This window comes from Salinivibrio sp. IB643, from assembly GCF_001996105.1.
GTDB classification, from domain to species: domain Bacteria; phylum Pseudomonadota; class Gammaproteobacteria; order Enterobacterales; family Vibrionaceae; genus Salinivibrio; species Salinivibrio costicola.
Genome location: NZ_MUFF01000006.1, coordinates 72268 through 93415, shown reverse-complemented (window position 1 = coordinate 93415; position 21148 = coordinate 72268). Strand labels below are relative to the sequence as shown.

23 protein-coding genes are annotated in these 21148 nt (G+C 49.5%); all 23 read right to left on the bottom strand.

Annotated features, from left to right (window positions below; genetic code table 11):
• Nucleotides 1-81: 81 nt before the first annotated feature.
• Nucleotides 82-1218: a flagellar biosynthesis protein FlhB gene (flhB, locus tag BZG77_RS04105; protein ID WP_077646305.1), complete on the bottom strand. Its 1137-nt coding sequence runs from the start codon at nt 1216-1218 to the stop codon at nt 82-84.
• On the bottom strand, nt 1218-2006 hold the full coding sequence (fliR, locus tag BZG77_RS04100) for a flagellar biosynthetic protein FliR (protein ID WP_077646304.1): 789 nt from the start codon (nt 2004-2006) through the stop codon (nt 1218-1220). Before fliR ends, flhB begins: the two co-directional genes overlap by 1 nt.
• Nucleotides 2007-2017: 11 nt before the next feature.
• Complete coding sequence (gene fliQ, locus BZG77_RS04095) at nt 2018-2287, bottom strand: flagellar biosynthesis protein FliQ (protein ID WP_021023068.1); 270 nt, start codon at nt 2285-2287, stop codon at nt 2018-2020.
• 11 nt (nt 2288-2298) lie between these two features.
• Complete coding sequence (fliP, locus tag BZG77_RS04090; RefSeq protein ID WP_077460311.1) at nt 2299-3138, bottom strand: flagellar type III secretion system pore protein FliP; 840 nt, start codon at nt 3136-3138, stop codon at nt 2299-2301.
• Entirely contained in the window at nt 3135-3527 is a 393-nt protein-coding gene (gene fliO, locus BZG77_RS04085; RefSeq protein ID WP_158011412.1) for a flagellar biosynthetic protein FliO, read from the bottom strand. The genes fliP and fliO overlap by 4 nt, the downstream gene beginning before the upstream one ends.
• A gap of 1 nt (nt 3528) precedes the next feature.
• The gene (fliN, locus tag BZG77_RS04080) at nt 3529-3927 is read right to left on the bottom strand and encodes a flagellar motor switch protein FliN (protein WP_077646302.1); all 399 of its coding nucleotides are present in this window, start codon (nt 3925-3927) and stop codon (nt 3529-3531) included.
• Between the two features lie 29 nt (nt 3928-3956).
• Nucleotides 3957-5027, bottom strand: a complete 1071-nt coding sequence (fliM, locus tag BZG77_RS04075) for a flagellar motor switch protein FliM (protein WP_077646301.1) — start codon at nt 5025-5027, stop codon at nt 3957-3959.
• 8 nt (nt 5028-5035) lie between these two features.
• On the bottom strand, nt 5036-5527 hold the full coding sequence (gene fliL / locus BZG77_RS04070) for a flagellar basal body-associated protein FliL (protein WP_077646300.1): 492 nt from the start codon (nt 5525-5527) through the stop codon (nt 5036-5038).
• A gap of 35 nt (nt 5528-5562) precedes the next feature.
• Nucleotides 5563-7053 (bottom strand): flagellar hook-length control protein FliK, encoded by a 1491-nt coding sequence (locus BZG77_RS04065; protein WP_077646299.1) that lies wholly within the window; start codon nt 7051-7053, stop codon nt 5563-5565.
• Nucleotides 7054-7149: 96 nt separating this feature from the next.
• On the bottom strand, nt 7150-7599 hold the full coding sequence (gene fliJ / locus BZG77_RS04060) for a flagellar export protein FliJ (RefSeq protein WP_077646298.1): 450 nt from the start codon (nt 7597-7599) through the stop codon (nt 7150-7152).
• Between the two features lie 3 nt (nt 7600-7602).
• The gene (fliI, locus tag BZG77_RS04055) at nt 7603-8922 is read right to left on the bottom strand and encodes a flagellar protein export ATPase FliI (RefSeq protein ID WP_077646297.1); all 1320 of its coding nucleotides are present in this window, start codon (nt 8920-8922) and stop codon (nt 7603-7605) included.
• Nucleotides 8919-9890 (bottom strand): flagellar assembly protein FliH, encoded by a 972-nt coding sequence (locus BZG77_RS04050; RefSeq protein ID WP_077646296.1) that lies wholly within the window; start codon nt 9888-9890, stop codon nt 8919-8921. Before BZG77_RS04050 ends, fliI begins: the two co-directional genes overlap by 4 nt.
• A 29-nt stretch (nt 9891-9919) precedes the next feature.
• Nucleotides 9920-10972: a flagellar motor switch protein FliG gene (fliG, locus tag BZG77_RS04045; RefSeq protein ID WP_077646295.1), complete on the bottom strand. Its 1053-nt coding sequence runs from the start codon at nt 10970-10972 to the stop codon at nt 9920-9922.
• Nucleotides 10962-12737 carry a flagellar basal-body MS-ring/collar protein FliF gene (gene fliF, locus BZG77_RS04040; RefSeq protein WP_077646294.1) on the bottom strand — a complete coding sequence of 592 codons (1776 nt, stop codon included), beginning with the start codon at nt 12735-12737 and terminating at the stop codon, nt 10962-10964. The genes fliG and fliF overlap by 11 nt, the downstream gene beginning before the upstream one ends.
• Before the next feature lie 15 nt (nt 12738-12752).
• Entirely contained in the window at nt 12753-13064 is a 312-nt protein-coding gene (gene fliE, locus BZG77_RS04035; RefSeq protein ID WP_021023056.1) for a flagellar hook-basal body complex protein FliE, read from the bottom strand.
• Nucleotides 13065-13174: 110 nt separating this feature from the next.
• The gene (locus tag BZG77_RS04030) at nt 13175-14587 is read right to left on the bottom strand and encodes a sigma-54-dependent transcriptional regulator (protein WP_077646293.1); all 1413 of its coding nucleotides are present in this window, start codon (nt 14585-14587) and stop codon (nt 13175-13177) included.
• The gene (locus tag BZG77_RS04025) at nt 14584-15633 is read right to left on the bottom strand and encodes a sensor histidine kinase (RefSeq protein ID WP_077646292.1); all 1050 of its coding nucleotides are present in this window, start codon (nt 15631-15633) and stop codon (nt 14584-14586) included. The genes BZG77_RS04030 and BZG77_RS04025 overlap by 4 nt, the downstream gene beginning before the upstream one ends.
• A 137-nt stretch (nt 15634-15770) precedes the next feature.
• A complete protein-coding gene (locus BZG77_RS04020) occupies nt 15771-17255 on the bottom strand; it encodes a sigma-54 dependent transcriptional regulator (RefSeq protein ID WP_077646291.1) in 1485 nt (494 codons plus the stop codon).
• A gap of 163 nt (nt 17256-17418) precedes the next feature.
• Nucleotides 17419-17823: a flagellar export chaperone FliS gene (fliS, locus tag BZG77_RS04015; RefSeq protein WP_077646290.1), complete on the bottom strand. Its 405-nt coding sequence runs from the start codon at nt 17821-17823 to the stop codon at nt 17419-17421.
• 12 nt (nt 17824-17835) lie between these two features.
• A complete protein-coding gene (locus BZG77_RS04010) occupies nt 17836-18138 on the bottom strand; it encodes a hypothetical protein (protein WP_021023051.1) in 303 nt (100 codons plus the stop codon).
• A gap of 2 nt (nt 18139-18140) precedes the next feature.
• The gene (gene fliD / locus BZG77_RS04005) at nt 18141-19499 is read right to left on the bottom strand and encodes a flagellar filament capping protein FliD (RefSeq protein ID WP_077646289.1); all 1359 of its coding nucleotides are present in this window, start codon (nt 19497-19499) and stop codon (nt 18141-18143) included.
• An 18-nt stretch (nt 19500-19517) separates the two neighbouring features.
• A complete protein-coding gene (locus BZG77_RS04000; RefSeq protein ID WP_077646288.1) occupies nt 19518-19946 on the bottom strand; it encodes a flagellar protein FlaG in 429 nt (142 codons plus the stop codon).
• A 55-nt stretch (nt 19947-20001) separates the two neighbouring features.
• Nucleotides 20002-21126, bottom strand: a complete 1125-nt coding sequence (locus tag BZG77_RS03995) for a flagellin (protein WP_077646287.1) — start codon at nt 21124-21126, stop codon at nt 20002-20004.
• Between the last annotated feature and the right edge of the window lie 22 nt (nt 21127-21148).

Here is a 21148-nt window from a genome sequence, read left to right as displayed (position 1 = left end):
CTTTTTGGCGCGTTTACCAGCCAAAAAACACCGACAAGCAACCCGATAGCGGGACTTCGTTCACGCGCCCGATGACAATAGTTAATCGTGTTTCAAATCAGTAGGGATGGGTAAGTAGGTGTCATCTGGGCGCGTGGGCCGTCGGCCTCGACCTTTTTTGTATTGCTTGAGCTGGAAGACATACGCTAACACCTGAGCAACGGCAGTAAACAAACCGTCTGGGATCTGCTGCTCTAGCTCGGTACTGAAATACAGCGCGCGTGCCAGCGGTGCGGCAGGTACAATAGCAACATCATATTCTGCTGCAATTTCACGAATCTTCAGTGCGGTAAAATCAGAGCCTTTAGCTATCACGACCGGTGCACTGTCCATGTCGCTGTTGTAGCGTAACGCCACCGAATAGTGCTCAGGGTTAGTGACCACAACATCAGCTTGAGGCACATCGGCCATCATCCGGCGTTGCGCCATTTCCCGTTGCAGCATGCGAATACGCCCTTTAACTTCAGGGCTACCTTCGGTCTCCTTGTGCTCGTCTTTGACCTCTTGTTTAGTCATTTTCAGCTGCTCATTGTGTTGCCAAATTTGGAATGGCACATCAATCACCACCACCACCAGCAGTGAACAACAGACCAACAACACAAAGTCCAACAAAATATTTAACGCGTGAAAAAGATTGCTGGGAAAGGTGTCGATCGTCAGCTCAAAAAACTCTTCTAAGTTGATATAGACCAAATAGGTCGCAACGCCGGCGACGAGCAAGACTTTCAACACTGACTTCAACAGCTCGACGAGCCCTTGGGTACCAAACATACGCTTGAAGCCAGAAATCGGGCTCATTTTTGATAACTTGGGCCGCGCTGCTTCCCAAGAGAAGCTGACACCTCCCAAACCTGCTGCGCCGACGAGGCCGGAGATAAATAACACCACAAGGATCGAGCCTAGAGGCAGAATTAGATGCAGTAGCTCACCAACGATTACCAACATCAGCTCTGAGCTATCGAAGATTTCAGCACGCGAAAGTGAAAACAAGCGCGTCATCAGCGCCATTAACGCTTCGCCCAACGCTTGTCCAAACCACATTAAACTGACGGCACCCACCACCAGAACAGCCACTGACGCTAATTCTCTTGAGCGCGGTACTTGGCCCTTTTCCCGCGCCTGCTCCTGTCTTCGGGGTGTGGCGTCTTCTGTTTTTTCCTGACCGTCACTTTCTGCCATTAGTTAAACTCGCAATTCAGCCGGATAAGGGAGCAAATTTGATTGAGCCCGGTTTGCCAATGGTTGTTGTAGTGCGTCAACATACCGGACAGTAAGTACCAACTGATCAACAACCCCATCAACAATGCAAATGCAAAGCCAAGTGAGAAAATATTAAGTTGTGGCGCCGCTCGGGTCATCACACCAAAAGACAAATTGACCACCAACAAAGCAATGACACCCGCCAGCGACATACTCAATGCGACCTCGAACATGATCCCAAACCATGATGCGAGGCTGCGATAATCTGCGGCCCCTATCATCTCGCCAATGGGGAGCGTCTCAAAGCTCATTACCACTAGGTTAAGCATTTTCAAGTGGCCATCGGTGGAAAGAAATAACATAACGGCCAAGAAGAGATAAAACTGACCCAATAGTGGCGTGTTTTGACCGTTGGCTGGATCCACCATTGACGCAAAACYCAAACTTGATTGCATCCCCAAGATCTGGCCGAGGATGACGAAGGTTTGGCTAATGAACTGCGTGACTAGCCCCATCGCAACGCCAATCACGACTTGCTGCGCGAGCACCATAAATCCGRCAAATGACACTAACTCGATGTCCTCTGGCACCGCAGGAAGTGCAGGCATGACCGCAAAGGTAATCGCAAGAGAAAGGTATAAACGGATCCGGGTAGGCACGAAACGGGCACCAAAAAACGTCATCGCCATCATCATCGATGAGATGCGTGTAAACGGCCAAAAGTAGTTAGCCATCCAAGATAAAATCACCGAGGCCGGATATTCCATATGCCTTTCCGTCAGTACAGAATGGTTGGGATGTGATCAATCAAACGATAAAAATATTCCATCAACATCCGTGTCATCCAATGACCAAAAAACATCAGCGCAATAAACGTCGCAATTAAACGGGGAAGAAAACTGAGTGTCTGCTCGTTGATCGAGGTTGCCGCTTGGAATACAGCGACGATCAAACCGACTAATAAACCCGGCACGACAATCGCAGACACTAACAGTAGTACCAGGTAAAGCGCATCCTGGAACAGTTCAACAAACGCTTCCGGGGCCATTGCTGCCTCCTTTAGCCAAAACTGGCGGCGAGGGTAGAAAGGATCAAATTCCACCCATCAACCAACACGAAGAGCATTAATTTAAACGGTAATGACACTATCATGGGCGACAACATCATCATACCCATCGCCATCAATACCGACGCTACCACCAAGTCAATCACCAAAAACGGTAAGAACAGCATGAATCCAATTTGGAACGCGGTTTTCAGTTCTGATGTCACAAATGCGGGGATCAGTACAGTCATTGGCACCTGCTCTGGCTCGTCAACTTGAGCGCCCGACATATTGACAAAGGTTTCCAAATCTTTGACACGGGTTTGCCTGAGCATAAACTCTCGTAGTGGCACTTGCACCCGAGTGAAGGCCTCACGCGCTGTCATCTGCTCATTGATATACGGCTGTACCGCCTCTGTATTCATTTTATCGATCACCGGCGACATAATGAACAAGGTCAAAAACATGGCGATGCCAATAATGACTTGATTGGACGGCGTTTGCTGTAATCCCATCGCTTGGCGAAGGATCGCCATCACCACCACAATGCGGGTAAATGACGTCATTAGAATGACGACCGCTGGCAAAAACCCCAACGCGGTCATCAGCGCTAAAATTTGTAAGGTCACGGAGTAGTCTTCGCTACCATCCGGATTGACTCGCATGGTCACCGCAGGGATCCCGCCTCCGGTATTGCGCTGCGTTTCCAGGCGAACCGCTTCACCGCTATCATTCAGTGACTCGGTTGTGATGCTTTCCTGGGCGGGCGTGGCTTCTTGCTCGGCGAAAGCAAACGGTGTCATCAAAGTGGCCACCACCAAAACCCAGACTGCCAATAGCGTGCGTATCGTCATTTTCGATTCAATAGTTGGCTAAGCTGATTTGCAAAGCGAGAGTGAGAGTCTGGCGAAGTCGGCGCTGTTGTGGGCACAGGATTATCTAGCGCTTTTAATAGCTGCACCTGAGAAGCTGTGACACCGATGACAAGTTGCTCTCCATGTACGTCCACAACTAATATCCGCTCTTTTTGGCCAATAGCTAATTGACTGACAATTTTGATCCCATTGCTTTGCTGCGCCAAGCCAGGGAGCTTAAGCCGACGTAATAGCCACGCTAACCCAAAGATTAATGCCAACACCAGCCCGAGAGACAACAGCATTGTCACTATGCTTACGTCTGGCGCCGCTGCCCAAGCGGGCATCGGCACCACCAATATACCCCAAACGCGTCGGTTCACGATCATCTTATCGTAGCTTCTTAATTCGCTCAGTTTGACTGATGACATCGGTAAGACGGATACCAAATTTATCGTTAACCACCACCACTTCACCGTGGGCGATCAAGGTACCATTTACCAGAACATCGAGCGCTTCACCTGCAAGACGGTCGAGTTCAACCACCGAGCCTTGGTTAAGCTGGAGAAGATTCCGAATATTAATCTGGGTGTGTCCCACTTCCATCGAAATGGTCACCGGAATATCGAGAATCGCATCGAGCTTACGTTGTTCATCCGCGCCCAGTTGCTTCTCACTGTCGTCAGTGAGCTCATCCAATGGTGCCGCTTGTACGTCGTCTGATCCTTCCGAATCAGACTGCTCAGCCAGGGCAGCAGCCCAATCATCATCTACATCATTTTGATCCATGACGTCTTACCCCTGTTTACTGGTCTTATTCACTGAGTTTTACCTTGTTTATCATCAATCGGTAAATCTTCCTCGAGATCATCGAGAAGCTCAGGTTTATCCTGTAATAGCGAAATATCAGACTTCGCCATATCAGGTCGTTTTAGTTTTTCAACAATTTTCAGTGCCAGTTTATCGTTAGACTGGCCCATTTTCGCTCGATAGGTTGGCAAATCTTCTACAAAAACCGTACACGCATCTGGCATATCAACCGGGATCACATCCCCTTTTTGTAACTCCATCAAATCGCGCAACGATAAGGTCACATCGAGTAGTTTTGCACTGAGTTCCACATTCACGTCCAATATTTCATCACGTAGCGCTTTACTCCAGCGCACGTCGGTATCCATCTTGTCACTTTGTACCCCGGCGTCGAGGAGCTCACGGATTGGCTCCAGCATCGAATAAGGCATGACCATATGAATGTCACCGCCTCCGCCATCCAGTTCGATGTGGAATGAACTGACCACAATCACTTCCGATGGACTGACAATGTTTGCCATCGCTGGGTTGACTTCCGAATCAAGATACTCAAAGGCCACTTCCATAACAGGGGCCCACGCGTCTTTATAATCCTCAAACATCAGCTTCAGCAGCATCTGTATGACGCGTCGTTCGGTTGGGGTAAATTCGCGCCCTTCGATCCGGGCATGAAATCGGCCATCGCCACCAAAGAAGTTTTCAACCAAAATAAAGACCAGTCGGGCCTCCATGGTGATTAAGCTAGTCCCTTTTAGTGGACGAAACCGTACCATGTTTAAACTGGTCGGAACGTATAACGTGTTTTGGTACTCGCCAAACTTCATCATCTGCACGCCGTTTATCGAAACTTCGGCGGTTTTCCGCAGCATATTGAACAAGCTGATGCGCATGTGACGCGCAAAACGCTCATTGATAAGCTCGAGCGTCGGCATGCGCCCGCGCACAATTCTATCTTGTGACGAGAAGTCGAAGGAGACCGCCCCATCTTCTCCAACCTCGGGCTCATTATCGTCGTCATCGACGTCGTCAACGCCGTGAAGGAGCGCGTCAATCTCGTCTTGGCTGAGTAAGTCAGTCACGTCATCACCTATTGCATCACAAACCCAGTGAAGAGAACCCGCTCTACCACCGGCTCACCCGTTACTTTAATTAAAGCCGCGCGCACATTCTCAGCGGATTGACGTCGGACTTCTAGCTGACCTTGAGGGGTCCGCAGTTGCTCAACTGTGGCAGCACCAAAGGTATTGAGTAACGCATGTTCTACCAGCGGCAAATTTTCCTTCGCTAGCGCTTCTCTCTCACTACCACGCACCAATAATTGTGCATTCACTTGCACCAGCCGTTGTTGTTCATCACCGGTCACGTTAAAGACAAACGGCTGAGGTAGAGTGACATAAATGGCCGGAAACGTGTTATTTTCTTCCTCCAAGACAATATCGTCCTGACTTTTATCGTCACCCGATAAAAAGAAAAAAGCCCCACCGCCTACGGCCGCCAATAACACCACAGCAGCAACAATGATAATGATGAGCTTTTTCTTGCCCCCGCCTTGTTCCGAGGTTGCGTTGTCATTTGCCATGGCTATTCATGCTCCTCATTATTGGTGCGTTTTTATCAAGCATAGTAATCGACAGCGCGATCATTGTGTGAAACGTTTAACACGTGCCCTGCTAACATCGCGTCATCATGGTCGTCAGCGGTCTTCAACCCAAGAGACGGGTCGCCTGACGCCCCTGCCCCAGTATGATTTTGTTGTCCTGAAGCCATTTGCTGCGCGCCACTGTCTTGCTGCTGAACGGATCCTTGAGCCAACTGTAAGCCTTGTTGCTGTAGCATATCACGAAGCCGCGGCATTGCTTGTTCAACCGCGTCTCGCGCTTGCTGGTTGGCGACTGTAATGTGAACCGTCGCTTGATCGTTGTTCATTCCCAACTTAATTTGCATTCGCCCTAGCTCAGGAGGGTCAAGCCGAATATCAACCTGCTTGAGGTTTTTTGACAGCATGATGTTAATACGCTCCGTCAAGGCAGCACCAGCTTCTGTGGAAGTTTGTCCTAGCGGGAGGGGCGCCTGTGCACTCTGCGCTGCTTGCATATCTTGTCGTGCCGTGGCGGACTGGGCCGACGACAACCCTAAACCACTGGCCAATTGTTGCGCTAAGTTTTCAGGGCGTGTGACTCCCTCTGCTGCGCTAGAAGCACTGCCACTTGTCAATGCGCTGTCCGCTTGACCCGCTTGCTCTGCCATCGCTTTTAATGCGGCTTTGCTGAGGTCATCCGACTGGCCCATTTTTCCTGATAATAACGACGCTGGATTGGCATTGGGGGTCGCTGCTGATTTTGCATCATGGCGCGGTTTATCGGTCAGCTCGCTACTCTTTAATAATATCGCGCCTTCTTTTGTGACGCCCTCTTTCAGCTGGCCTTCTTTCGCCAGCGTTTCCTTTTCTTTGCTTAGAGATGCTGGATTATCTGTATCTTGTTGCGCTTTGGCGGTTGACCATTTTATCGCGCTTCCATCCGATTCAAGCGCGTTATCTTTGCGATGTGCAGCACTCTCAGCGTCAAGTGATTGCGTCGCTCTTACTTGACTTGCCAACGCCGCCAACTGATCCGGCGATAACTGATCGAGTACTTTTTCGGGTGACACACCCTCCGGCAAGTTTTTGGCCAGCTCAGTCAATAACGCTTGTCTGTCGATCACCCCTTCTGTGTTATCACCGTCTATCTGCACACTTTCAGCGTCGGCAGTAGGCAAAGATTTGCCATTAAGCATGGCTGCCGCTTGATTCAGTCGCATCAGCAGTGCTTGGCTCTCTTCCATGGCTGTCATATCGGCAATTTCGGCCATTTCCGCTTCGCTAAACATGCCATCAGCAAGCATCGCCTCGGCATCAATTGCCTGACCATCAACCAATAAAGTCTTGCCATCTTGGGTCAGTTTAATCGGTATGTCGCCTTGCTCACCCTTGCCATCAATGGACTGGCGCAACGCCGCTAAAAAGCCGGTATTTTTATCACCTTTTACCTCGCCTGTCGCACCGTCACTGGTCGCGAGAGGGGTTTTAGGTGAGAGATTGGAAAGCGTCAGCGTAGACTGCGTCATAAGTTTCTCGTCATTACCTTATGGTTATCCTTTAAACCGAGCCTCAATGTGCTGGCATGTCGGTAATGATAAAGCAATTATCGCGCCATTTTATTCTTAGGAAAAGGGAGAGGGACGTCGGCGTGCAATAATTGCTGCCATTTCATCCATTTGACGCTGTTCTTGATAATGAGCACGTTCCGCTTCTTCTCGCGCTCGCTTTTCGATTAACCACTCGAGAGACTGCCGGTGTTGGCGTATTTGTTGCCATGCTTGACGGCACTGTTCTAAATGATCCTTAAACTGATGCTCGGCATCTCGTTGCTTTGCCAAGGTTTCATCAAGCTGGACGATAAATTTATTAAGGTGGCCAAACGCGCTGGCAGAGAGCCCAGACTGACCTCGGTCAGACATTTGTCGGCAATATTCCAGACGATACTGCTCAATTTGCTCGATCTGGTGATAATAGCCATCTAATGCTTGCTGGGCTTCACTGACGCTGAGTTGCGCCTGCTTTTCATCTTCTTGGGCCTTTTCTAACAATAAATGCAGTGCATGGTCAGCCATAAATTATCCTTGCAAGGTTGAGCGCAACATATTGACGCACATATCGAAAGGGACCACCTCTTTCATCCCTTGTTGCAAATAATTATCCAGTTTTGGCTTCAAGTGAAAGGCTTGGTCAACGGCTGCATCACTGCCTGGCTTGTACGCGCCAATTGAGACCAAGTCTTGGTTTTTGCGGCAAACGGACAACACTTGCCGCACCGCTTTCGACATCAAGATTTGCTCGTCACTGGTAATATTCGGCATCACACGGCTTACCGACCGTTCGACATCAATCGCCGGATAATGCCCGCCATCCGCCAATTCGCGAGACAAGACGATGTGACCATCAAGAATGGCACGTGCAGCGTCGGCAATTGGATCTTGTAAGTCATCACCTTCGGTCAATACAGTAAAAAATGCCGTGATCGAGCCCTGCCCGACAGCACCATTTCCTGCACGCTCGACTAATGAGGGTAAACGGGCAAATACCGAGGGTGGGTAGCCTTTAGTCGYGGGAGGTTCACCCACGGATAAGGCGATCTCACGTTGTGCCTGAGCAAAACGTGTTAATGAGTCCATCAGCAAAAGCACATCCAACCCAAGATCGCGAAAATACTCAGCGATCGTTAGTGCCGTTTGACAGCCTTTTAAGCGCACAAGCGGCGATGAATCAGCAGGGGCGGCGATAACGACGGCACGGGCCCGGCCCTCCTCCCCTAAGATATCATCGATAAATTCTTTTACTTCTCGGCCACGTTCGCCAATCAGCCCCACAACCACGACTTGTGCGGTGGTGCCACGTGTCATCATCCCAAGCGTTACGGATTTACCCACACCAGAGCCGGCAAACAACCCAATTCGCTGCCCTTTACCGACAGTAAGTAGACCGTTAATCGCTTTGATCCCCACATCGAGGGGGTCTCTAATTGGCTGTCTCGCTAATGGGTTGATGGGGATACCTTCTAAACTGGCCTGCTTATCAGTGTAGATATCCCCTTTGCCATCCAGTGGGTTTCCCATACCGTCGATAACACGGCCAAGCAGCTCCATGCCTACGGAAAGTTGGCTACGTTCAGATAAAGGCGTCACGCGTGCGCCCGGGAGTACACCAGAGACTTGTTCGTTTGGCATCAAGTACAACAACTCTCCGGCAAACCCCACCACTTCCGCTTCGATGGTTCCATTTAAGGTCTCGACCGCACAAACAGAACCGATGGGCGCACGACAGCCGATCGCTTCGAGCGTTAAGCCGACCATTCGTACCAATTTGCCGGATGCCACGGGTTTTGGCGCAAGGTTATCTAATTGACACCGCTTTAAGCGCTCAGCCAGCTGACTCATGACGACACGCCGTCATCATCGCTGGATGAGGATGAAGCATGAGGTTTTGCTTGCGCTTGTGCCGCTGCGTCTGACGACGGCTGCGTCGACGACTTGAGCGTATCGGTTTCAGTATTGGGCGTATTAACACTGGGATCGTCAGCGCCAGACGTAGAGGACTGGGATGGCACTGATTGCCGTGACTGATTTTTCCCTTGAAACTCGCGGAGCAACGCGTCCACCCGTTCACTGTATTGATAATCAACCACAGAATCTTTCGATTTCACATGTACATCACCACGCGCTAACGCGGGCTCTGATTGTAACGTCCAATCCCGTGAGGCTAACATGGCGTCGTCGTAGGCTTCGGTGACCACGGCATAATCATCAGGATGTAACGCGGCTGTCACGGGATGATCCGCCACGGGAAGTGCAGCTATCGATGCGCGTAATGTCTGTAAAATGACCTGCGGATTGGTTTCTAACTCCACGCCGGTCAGCGACTTAGTCAATGCTTGGACCATTACCAAAAGTTGCTGTTCGACGTCTATATCAAGCTTCTCCAATGGATGACTGAGCTGATTAAGAATGGTGTCAAGATGCTGACAGCGCGTCTCAATTAATGCTTTTCCCTCTTCAACACCCTGCTCATACCCTGCCTTTTTGCCTTCTTCGAATCCTTTTTCGTGCCCTTCTTCTAGACCACCCTCTAGCCCTTCTTGATGCCCGAGTTGTTTGCCTTCTTCATAACCTTCGTCATAACCTTGTTGCCGAATCGCTTCTAGGGCATCGGCCGTCAATGGCTCTGGGGCCGGCTCACTTTCTTCAGCGTCAGTATCCGCTTCTGGCTCCCAGCTCGGATCATAATTGAGCGCAGTATCTTTGGGCAGATTATCTCGATCGCCATAAGGCGGCAGTGTCCAACGATCGATCGTTTCGGCGTCAGCTTCATTGGCACGAATATAGCCACGGCGTTTATCTAAACTCATCGACAACCTCTACGCGAAAGAAAAGCAACTTATACAAACTCATCACCGCCGCCACCAGTGAGCATCAGCTCACCGGCATCGGCAAGGCGACGCGCAACGGAAAGGATTTCTTTTTGTGCCCCTTCAACATCGGAGACACGAATTGGCCCCATGGCTTCGATATCATCTTGCAGCATTTCGGCCGCACGTTTAGACATGTTGCGATAGATTTTCTCGCGTAAATTATCTTCAGCCCCCTTAAGTGCTTTTTGCAGCACTTCTTGCGGCACATCGCGCAATAGGGTCTGTATACCGCGGTCATCCACATCAATTAAGTTGTCAAAGACAAACATCAAGTCTTGGATTTGTGATGCCATCTCTTCGTCCTGATCACGAATGGAGTCCATTAAGACACCTTCTACACTGTTGTCCATGTAGTTCATGATTTCGGCAGCCGCCTTTAAGCCACCAATTTTGGCGGCTTGAGCACCCGCTTGGCCAGCAAACTGCTTCTCCATGATTTCGTTTAGTTCGTGTAATGCCGCTGGCTGGACTTCTTCTAAGTTGGCGATCCGCATCATCAGGTCGAGCCGGTCACGCTCAACAAACTGGGAGAGAATTTCTGCTGAATGTTCAGGATCTAAGTATGACAGCACGATAGTTTGAATCTGCGGGTGCTCGTTGATGATGATGCTGGCGACTTGACGCGGATCCATCCATTTGAGTGAGTCTAAGCCTTTGGAGCCACTGCCAAGCAATATTTGGTCAACCAAGTTATTAGCTTTTTCTTCACCCAGCGCCGCCACCAGTGCGTTACGCACGAAGTCTTCGCTTCCCATCCCAATCGATGTGTATTTTTGGATTTCTTCCAAAAACGCACGATGTACCGCCGCGACCTTGTCCGAGTTAAGTTCGGTCATTGATGTCATCGCCGAACCGACTCGCTGCACTTGTTTAGGTTCGAGGTGTCGAATGATACTTGCTGCATCTTGCTCACTTAAACTTAACAGTAAGATGGCGGCTTTCTCAATCCCACTTAAAGAGCTGATATCGAAACTTGAGCCGGCTTGCTCTTCACCCGTGTTTGCGACTTCATTTGCCATCTTCGGTCACCCAGTTTTTTACCGCTTGTGCGGCCAAGTCTGGCTCATTGGCGACCAGCGCTCGGACCGCTTTTAGCAAGTCTTCGTTTTTATGTAAGTTTGGCAGCTCAACATCTGACGCTGACATGGCAAAATTACTCGAGCCATCGAGCTCTGAACCAATCAAGCCAACGTCATCGCCATCTGGGGTAATGGGTAGGCCATCCGGACCCAAGATTTCGCCATTAGGCCCGACAGTATTGCCATCTTCGTCGGTATTGGGGTACAACAGCTTTTTCATCGCTGGGCGGACCAACACCACAATAATCACGGTAACGACTAAAGCAGCCGCCAACCAGCGTACCCAATCATTAAAGTTTGGATGATCCCAGATAGCAACGTCTTGTTCGGCAGCTTGCTCAGGTTCGACAAATGGTACGGCGATCACTTCAAGCACATCACCGCGCTGCTCACTAAAACCTACCCCGCCCATTAATAAGCGGCGGATTTTTGCCAGTTCATCATCCGTTAAAGGCTCTTTAACCACATCACCGGTGTCCGGATCGACACTTTGCTTAAAATTCACCGCCACTGAAACAGTTTGGCGGTCGATCACGCCTGATTGCGCGCGCCGATGACGAATTGTCGTATCTAATTCAAAATTACGCGTCGCTTCTCGACTGACCGAACCATTTCCGCCTGCGCCATTTTTTAAATCTCGCACATCCTCTGGAATAGAGGCGTCCGCTGGTGGTTGATTGCTTAATGCCCCAGGGATACCAGACACACGGTCGGAGCCGTTATAATCTTCACGTGTGTATTCACTGCGCGTCGCTGGCGTATTGGGGTTATATTGCCGTTGCGTTTCTTCCAACGAGCTAAAATCCAGGGCAACATCGACTTGAGAGGTATAATTCCCTAAGCCCAAAACAGGGATGAGAATGGAATCAATTTTTTCCCGTAACTGGCGCTCTTGTTTACGTTCTAATTCGTACTCTTTTCGCCGTGCCGCCGACGCTGGATCTTCACTGCCTGAGTTGAGCAAACGTCCATGCTGATCAGTGACGGTTACGCGCGTGGGTTTCAGAGAAGGCACTGCGGAGGCCACCATATCAACAATCGAGTCGACTTCTTCTTGGCCTAGGGTATTACGCCCGCCAAGGGTCAAAAAGACCGTTGCGGACGCTTCTTGATTGTGACGCACAAAAACACTCTGTTTAGGCAGCGCCAACAGCACTCTTGCTTTTCGTACTTGACGCACTTCTTCGATCGCTGCCGCCAGTTGACGTTCACGACTCAGTTTTAAGCGTTCTGTTTCAAGCTTTTGCGATACACCAAAGCCCATATCATTGAGCAAAATATCGTCGCCCTCTGCCGTGGCTGTATTTAACCCCGCGCGGGTGAGCCCAAGACGAATGGACGAGTAATCGCTAGAGGGAACGCGGATGGTGTTTCCATCGAGTTGATAATCGACTTTGCTTTGATCTAGGTGATCGAGAACCGGAATAAGCTCTTCCGTTTCGTACGTACCCAGTGGCCGCATCTCTGGCTCTTGTACCCAGAAAAAAAGCATCATGATCAGGGCCACGCAGATCGCGACCGCGAGCACCAAGATCAGTTGACGCACCATGTCGAGATCGCCAAATATCGAATTTGACGACGCCGATTGTTCGAGTGCATCCGGATCTTGCGCGCTTTGCTCCGCGTCTAGCGTTGCATCGGTCGATGGTAATGCTGCTGCACCAACTGACACCGCGAGATCGGTATTTTGATTCTCTTCAGCCACTGATTAATTCCTACATTAAACAGGCATGTTCATTAATTCTTTATACGCTTCAACCAGTTTGTTGCGCGTTTGTACTGTTGCGTCAAAGGCCACACTGGATTTGTTCCGAGCGATCATGACATCCGATAAGCTCACATTACGATCGCCTTCATCAAACCGGGTGGCGAGTTCACCGGATGTTTTTTGCAGTCCATTGACATGATTAATGGCGCTGGAGAGCATATCGCCAAACTCTTGGCTAACTTGCTGTCCCGTGGCGGGCTGAGACACATTTTTCGCGGCTACCGCCATGGCTTGCATTTCTTGCGTCAGGGCATTGGCTTTCATCGTCGATCCTTCCTGTGTCAATTTTTTGTCAAATGAGTCAGATTTCTATCAGATATCTGTGTGTTTGCAACTTTGAGACCACTTTAGCAAAAAGCCGCAACACCGCGCGATTATTGGGGAATATCGATGCCAGCATCACGCATTTTGGCTAATTTATAGCGTAAGGTTCTCGGGCTAATCCCAAGGCGTTCTGCAACATCTTTGCGTCGTCCTTCACAAGCGCGGATCGTTTCTAAAATAATAGAAAATTCCTGATCGCGTAACTCATTGCCCAATCCTACGCCATTGGGGGGCGGCTCAACATGCCCAGTGGTCGTTGGAGGAGAGGCCGGTGCTTGTGCTGGGTGGTTAAAGCGCGTATTCATTACTTGATTTTGTAAGCTAGACGCGTCTTGCCAATCTTGCCCCTCCAGTAGAATATCAGAGGCTTGAATGTGCGACTGCGTGGCCAAGATTAATGCGCGTTGCATAACGTTATCGAGCTCTCTGACATTACCAGGCCACGGGTAAGCGAGCAGTTTCTGTTCGGCATCTGGATGCAAACTTGGGCAAGGTAAGCCTTGTTTTTGGCAGTGGCGTGATAGTAAATAATGCGCCAGTGGAATAATATCGCCGAGCCGATCACTGAGCGCCGGCCAAGTGATGGGAAAGACATTCAAGCGATAGTAAAGATCTTCTCGAAAGTGGCCTTGCGCTACGTATTCTTTTAAGTCGCGGTTACTGGTGGCAAGCACCCGCAAATCAAGCTGGATACTTTTTCGTCCACCTAAACGCTCAACCTCACGCTCTTGCAACACGCGTAGTAATTTCGCTTGCAACCCAAGCTCCATCTCACTGATTTCATCCAGTAAAATGGTTCCGCCTTGTGCCTGTTCAAACTTGCCCGGGCAAGCCTGAACCGCGCCAGTAAAGGCCCCTTTTTCGTAGCCAAATAACGTGGCTTCTAACATGTTTTCTGGAATCGCGGCACAGTTAATGGCGACAAAAGCGGCATTGGCACGTGCTGAATGATCGTGAATATAGCGCGCCATGACTTCTTTTCCTGAGCCTGACGGCCCTAAGATCATCACATTCGCATCGGTATTTGCTACTTTGTCTGCCAACGCCAGTAAGGCGACGCTTTTTGGATCTTCAGCAATCGCATCGGAGTCATCGGTTTTGACAGGGGCATAGCGGCTCACCATATTTAACAGCACTTCGGGGGCAAACGGTTTGGCCATGTAATCGATCGCGCCCTCTTTCATCGCCGCCACGGCATCTTCGATGTTGGCATAGGCCGTCATCAGCAAAACCGGTAAATTCGGCATGTGTGTTTTAATCGAGCGCAAAAGTGCAAGGCCATCCATTCCTGCCATTTGCACGTCAGAGACGACAATATCAATGGCCTCTGATTTCAGGGTCACTAAGGCTTGCTCGGCACTGTCCGCTTCTCGCCAGTGATACCCTGCCAGCGCCAGTGTATCGACAAGCGCTTCGCGCAACCCTTCATCATCTTCCACGATTAGCACGGTTGTTTGGCTCATTGTGTTTCTCCTACGCTCTCACCATGATCTGCCACCGCCCCTTTGGCAAGCGGCAAACACAATGTAAAACAGGCCCCTTTTTCAGGCTCAGATTGTAAGGTGAGCTTGCCATCATGGGCATGACACACCATTTGCACAACGGCGAGGCCGAGACCTGTCCCCTGTTGTCGCGTGGTAAAAAAAGGCTCAAGGACTTTGGCATGTAACTCCGGCGCGATGCCTGGCCCGTTATCCGCCACCGAAAGTAAAAGGTTATCACCCTGCAGCCGTGAATCGACAACGACTTGGCAGCCTTTGCCCGCTACCTGGACAGCATTAATCACAAGATTACTTAAGGCACTGGCTAACGCATTGGGGTTGCCCAACACCTTTACACTTTCGTCGTCACTGTTAATTGCAAAATCAACATCGTGTCCTTGAACGACCGCATCCACCATGGGCTCAAATTCATTAAATAGCTGTTCGACACTGAATACCTTGACCACGTTATTGTCACCGCCTTTGGCAAATAGCAACATGTCATTAACTTGCTTTTCCAGATCATGCAAACGGTCTAACAACTTGAATTGAAAACGCTGCCTGGTCGCATTATCCAGGTTTGGGGCACCTAGGTTGGACGCATACAAAATGGCACTCGATAGTGGCGTACGCACCTGATGCGCTAATGATGCCACCATTTTACCTAACGATGATAAGCGTTGTAGATCACTGACACGCGATTGCAATAAACGGGTTTCGGTCATATCGGTAATTAAAATGAGCTGCCCCGAATCGGACGCAGAAATGGCCAGTTTTACTCGCCGACCATCTTTTAGTGATACCTCGTGCCCATCATCGTCACGTGGGGAAAAGGCCCGTTGTATCACCTCAAACCAACGCTGCTGAGTCAATGGCTCACCCAGTAGTCGATGCGCCTCTGGGTTGGCTTCAGCGACACGTCCATTGGCGTCCAGCAAGATGACCCCCGCAGGCATAACATCCAGAACTTGCTTATATCGAGTAAGTTGTTGATCCACTGATCCAAGTGGTGACGATTGGGTTTCCATTTAAGCAATACACATTTCAATCAAGGTTTTACTCATTTAAGCAGGGATTAAGCCGTAAAAATAGTCAATAATATCAGCTTCTTGAAGACAAAAAACGAAGTCATTTTTTTGACTCCGCTTTTTGACACATTGTCAATTTATACTAACTCTTCTTTGTTGAGTTCGTACTTACGCATTTTTTCCACCAAGGTGGTTCGCCGCATACTCAACATATCCGCGGCTCTCGCAACGACGCCTGACTGCGCCTCGAGTGCCTGCTTGATCAGAGCAACTTCTACCTCAGCCAGGGTCTCTTTAAGGTTGACGCCCTCGGGAGGCAAACTAGTAAAACCTGGACTGTCAGAAAAGCCTGGCATCTCATCGTCACACGCGGGAATATCTGGCTCACAAAACATCGCAGTGAGTGCCTCTCGCTCTGCCATTTCGGTGTCTTCTACCGAATACGCTTCTGGCTGAAATTCAGGAATATCACTGTAGCGATATTTCGCGGGGAGGTGATTTACATCCACCATTTGCCCCGGATATAAAATCACCAAGCGCTCGATAAGGTTGGCCAATTCACGCACGTTCCCCGGCCACTGATGTTCCATTAGCGAATTAATCGCTCGCGGTGAAATATGAATTCGTCCATTTCCTTCACTATCTAGACGAGACATCAGTTCGTGGATAAGCAAGGGAATATCGTCAATACGATCTCGCAATGCAGGCATCTCAATCGGGAATACGTTGAGTCGGTAATAGAGATCTTCGCGAAATTCGCCTTCTTGGATCATCGTTTCCAGTGTGCGGTGAGTGGCAGCAACCACTCTGACATTGGCGCGAATACTTTTATTTCCTCCCACTCGCTCAAACGTACGTTCTTGAAGAACGCGTAACAACTTCACTTGCATTGGCATCGGCATATCGCCGATTTCATCCAAAAAGAGCGTTCCACCCTCCGCAAGTTCAAAACGTCCTTTGCGCGCTGAAATTGCGCCGGTAAAAGCCCCTTTTTCATGGCCAAAGAGTTCACTTTCGAGGAGCTCTCCGGGAATCGCACCACAGTTCACCGGCACAAAAGGACCAGTCGCGCGTGAGGATGAATGATGAATATGGCGTGCAACCACTTCTTTACCGGTGCCAGACTCACCTAAAATCAACACACTTGCCTCGGTTGAAGCAACCTGATCAATTAAATGACGAACCTGTTCAATCACATCGCTCTTGCCAACCATATTATGAAAGGCGGTATTGTCACCTGCGAGTTGTGGGATACTAAACGCTTGTTTTCCAGCAAACTCACGGCAATGGTGTAAGGCGTCAAACAATTGTGGGTAATTTAACGGTAAGCCCAGTTCGCCGACATAATTAGGCAACCCGGAAAGTTCACGATCATGACGTCGAATCGCAATCACTGGTACATGGTGATAGGTTGCAAGCTGGTCAAGTACTTTCTCTAACAGAGATGTCGAGCGGACGTGACCAAGAAAACATGCGCCCCAGTTTTGCTCCCAGAGTGCATCACTGACATCTGTGGTCGAGTGAAGCGCGTAACGCTCGCCGATAAAATCGAGTATCACGCCGAGATCGTGACGAAACTGGTCATCGTCATCGATAACAAGGATCTTTGCTAAATCTTGCATGTGTGAGATACGTCTGCCCTGATAACTTATTATTATTGTGCCGCTCGTAAGCAACAACAATCTCAATTTTAATCAAGACATTGTAATAGAGAACGCACATAAGGCAACTGGAGACACAGTAAACCTGTGACTCCAGTGCCATGTCCGTCGTTTGGTAGGCGGTTTAACTGGTCGCTTGGGTCATATTATGGTATTCAGAAGGAATCTGGTCCCAAGCTGATTTTATCTCTCGCAATAGCTCAATCACATCGTCAATGGGTTCTGGCGTATTGTCTAAGTTGGCGGCACTGACTTGTCGAATCATAAAGTCATAAATGGCATCCAAATTATCCGCGATATCACCGCCCTCATCCATAGATAAACAAGCCCGTAGATTGATAATAATATCCAATGCCTTACCTAGGCGCTCACCTTTGACGGATAAATTGCCTTGTGCCATCGCCGCCTTACCTTGAATTAAACGCTCAATAGCCCCGGCCATCAGCATCTGGATAACCTTATGAGGCGACGCGGCGCTTAACTGACTGTCAACAGAGACCTTCTTATAGGCCTGTAGTGAGCCTCTCATAGTCTTCCTTACCTATTGAAATTTCTTATACAGCTGCACAGACTGCTTCCCCTTGCGCTGCTGTAACAAGCGCTTGGCAGATTCTGCTTTGTGCTCTTCGAGCGTATCAATGAGCGTTTTTGTTCTTGCCAACGCCTCGGACCATTGTGGATGACTCGGCGCCTGTGTTGACGCTGCAATCTTATCGAGCAGCGTTTTTCTATCATGCAATTGTTGAGCCAGCTTTTCTGGATCAATATCACTTAAGGTTAAGTGCTGAGCAATGTCTGCATCCATTACCTCTAACGTAACGAGCCAATCCGCTATCTCTGTCATGGCTAACCTGGCATGATGTTTTGCATTGCTTGCAATTGAGAACGCATTTGACTGGTTGCTTCTTCCATCGCAGAAAAGCGCTGCATGGTTCGTGACTCTAAGCTTTCCATGCGTCGATCTAACTCACGCTGATCATCACGTAATCTCAGCTTTTGCTCTGAAAGCGTGCTTTCACGGTTACTGATCGCTCCACCCGCGCCGGTGAACCCATTGACCACCTGCTCTAATTGACGCGCAAAGCCATCATTGCCACCGAAAAAACCTTCTAAAGCGTTAAAGTTTTGACGCAGCTGGCGGTCTAACACTTTATTGTCGATTTCTAAACGGCCATCCATGGTGGTCGTCACCCCAAGTTCACTCAATGTTTTCATCCCTTCAGGCGYTTTCTCTATCGGGGATGAAAATAAGTTACGTAACCGACTGGTCGCCGTACGTATCACACTTTCACCCGCCAACGGACCGCCTTGTTGCGTTTCGGGATCATATTGGCTAACGGCTTGCGAGACACGGAAGAACGCATTGTAATTATCAACAAATGACGTAATCGACGAGCGCACAGATTCTCTATCGTGATCGACAACCAATGACTGCGGGCTACTGCTTGCTTGGTCAACTTCTAACGAGACACCTTCGATAGCATTATCAAATGTATTGGTTGTACTAGACACCGAGGCGATACCATCAATCAGTATTTTGGCGTCTTGTGCTGCCTGCATTTGCGTCATGCCATTGTTAGCTTGTCGAGCTTGAAACCCTAACTGGTGGAGTGCACTGCCTATCTGAGCATCAACATTCACTTCGATTCGATTCGATTCCCCGGTTTTATTTCCGTTTAGCACCATACGTGCACCACTATCATCTTGGATAAGCGACGCCTGGATCCCGGGGTTTTTAGGATCGTTATTAATCGTCCGCACAACGTCAGCCAAGCTGTCTTTGCCCTGCGGCACATCGATCACACTGGTGCGATTACCCATGGTTATCGTAAGTTTACCCGTCCCCAACGAGGCATCAGGATCAACGCCTGGCGAGACGAGCTTATGAGCCCCCGCAAGTTGCTGTACATCAATCTGATAACGTCCAGGGATGGCGTCCGGTGTTGCCGTAGCACCGAGCGCGTCAGGATTACTCACCGAGGTGGTTCTCGCCGAAAAACCTTCGTTACGACGAAAATCATACATCTGGGTTTTAAGTGTCGCGAGAGATTCTTTTAAGCGACCAAACGCACTAATGTCGGTTTCAACGTCATTAGTGCGTTTGACAATCCGCTCTTGTTTGGGTGCACGTTCAGCATCCACGATTTTAGTGACCATGGCATTAATATCCATGCCACCGCCCATGCCTGCTGCTTTTACACTCATAACGACTCTCTCACCTCGTTACACCTTCTCTGTGACCAGCCCTCGCGCGTGTTGCGACAATTGCTTAGCAAGCTCTAACATTTCTTTTTCTGGAATTTGACGGATGATATCACCACTGGTCATTTCATAAACAGTGACAATGCTCCGTCCTGTGTCTTCATCCAATCGAAATGCGAGTCCTTTGTTAAAGTCAGACATAAACTCATCTAGCCGGGCGACCAGCTTTTCAAGCTGTTGTTGTTGTAGCTGACGGTTTTCTTCAATGCGCTGCGACTGTTCAACACGCCGTTGCTGCATTGATTCTCGCGCCTCTCGACGTTCAGCTTGCTGATGCTGATTCACCGGATTAGACTGCGTTTGTCCAACTCTTACATCTTTTGCAATCTTTGTGCCATCAGAGGGTTTTGAGTGCAGCAGGGATGAATTGGAAACGGATGAAATGTCCATTGCTATTCACCTCCAAAAACGTAGCGGCGGCGATTAGGCCGCCGCTCGTGAATGGTTAACCGAGCAAGCTCAGTGCCGCTTGTGGTGCCTGCTTGGCTTGCGCCAAAATCGAGGTACCAGACTGCTGCAGAATTTGCGATTTGGTCAAGTTCGTTGTTTCTTTCGCGAAATCAACATCACGGATTCGGCTGTTCGAGGCCGATACGTTTTCATTGACGTTATCCAAGTTCGCAATTGTATGGCTCAAACGGTTTTGCTTCGCACCCAATTCAGCACGGTGAGAGTCGATAAATTGCATCGCATTATCGAGCATACCGACCGCTTTTTGTGCGCCACCCATAGACGAAACATCCACATCTTTGATGGTTTCATCCACTTTGGTTCCCATGGAGAGCGACGTAGCCAGCGCCCCTGAGAAGGTTGCATCCGATCCTGCCCCAGTGACAATTTGCAGCTCACCGTTTTCCGTCACCGATGCACTGAGTTTATCGTCAGCCTGACCATTAATGTAGGTGGCGATTTCCTCAATGTCATCACCGCCTTTCGCCGTTACATTGATGGATGTTGAGGTGCCATCCGCATTGGTGATATTGATTGCCATGGTTGCACCGGCAGTAGCTGTCCACCCTGCTGACTTACCATTCGTAGCCGTAAAGCTAGCGCCACCCATTTCACTGTGGTCAGCACGGATGTTTTTGAACTCCATCATCACCGCTTCACCAGCATCAGCACCCACTTGGAACGAACGCGTACCAAATGTGCCGTTGAGGAGCTTGGCACCACCGAACGAGGTGGTTTCTGCGATACGGTTCAACTCATCTTGTAACGCCACAACCTCTTCTTGGATTGCACCACGTTCAGCATCACCGTTTGCACCGTTAGCGGATTGCAGTGACAAGTCACGCATACGTTGCAAGATGTTGCTTGACTCTTCCATCGCCCCTTCAGCGGTTTGCGCCATTGAGATACCGTCATTGGCATTTCGAACAGCCACACCCAAGCCACTACTTTGTGCCATCAAGCGGTTAGAAATCTGAAGACCTGCCGCATCATCTTTGGCACTGTTGATACGAGAGCCGGATGACAAACGCTCCATTGAGTTGTTCAGCGCGTCGGTTGAATTATTCAAAAATCGCTGAGCTGTCATCGCAGGGACGTTAGTGTTAACAGTAATAGCCATAACTATTCTCCTTAGGTTCTAG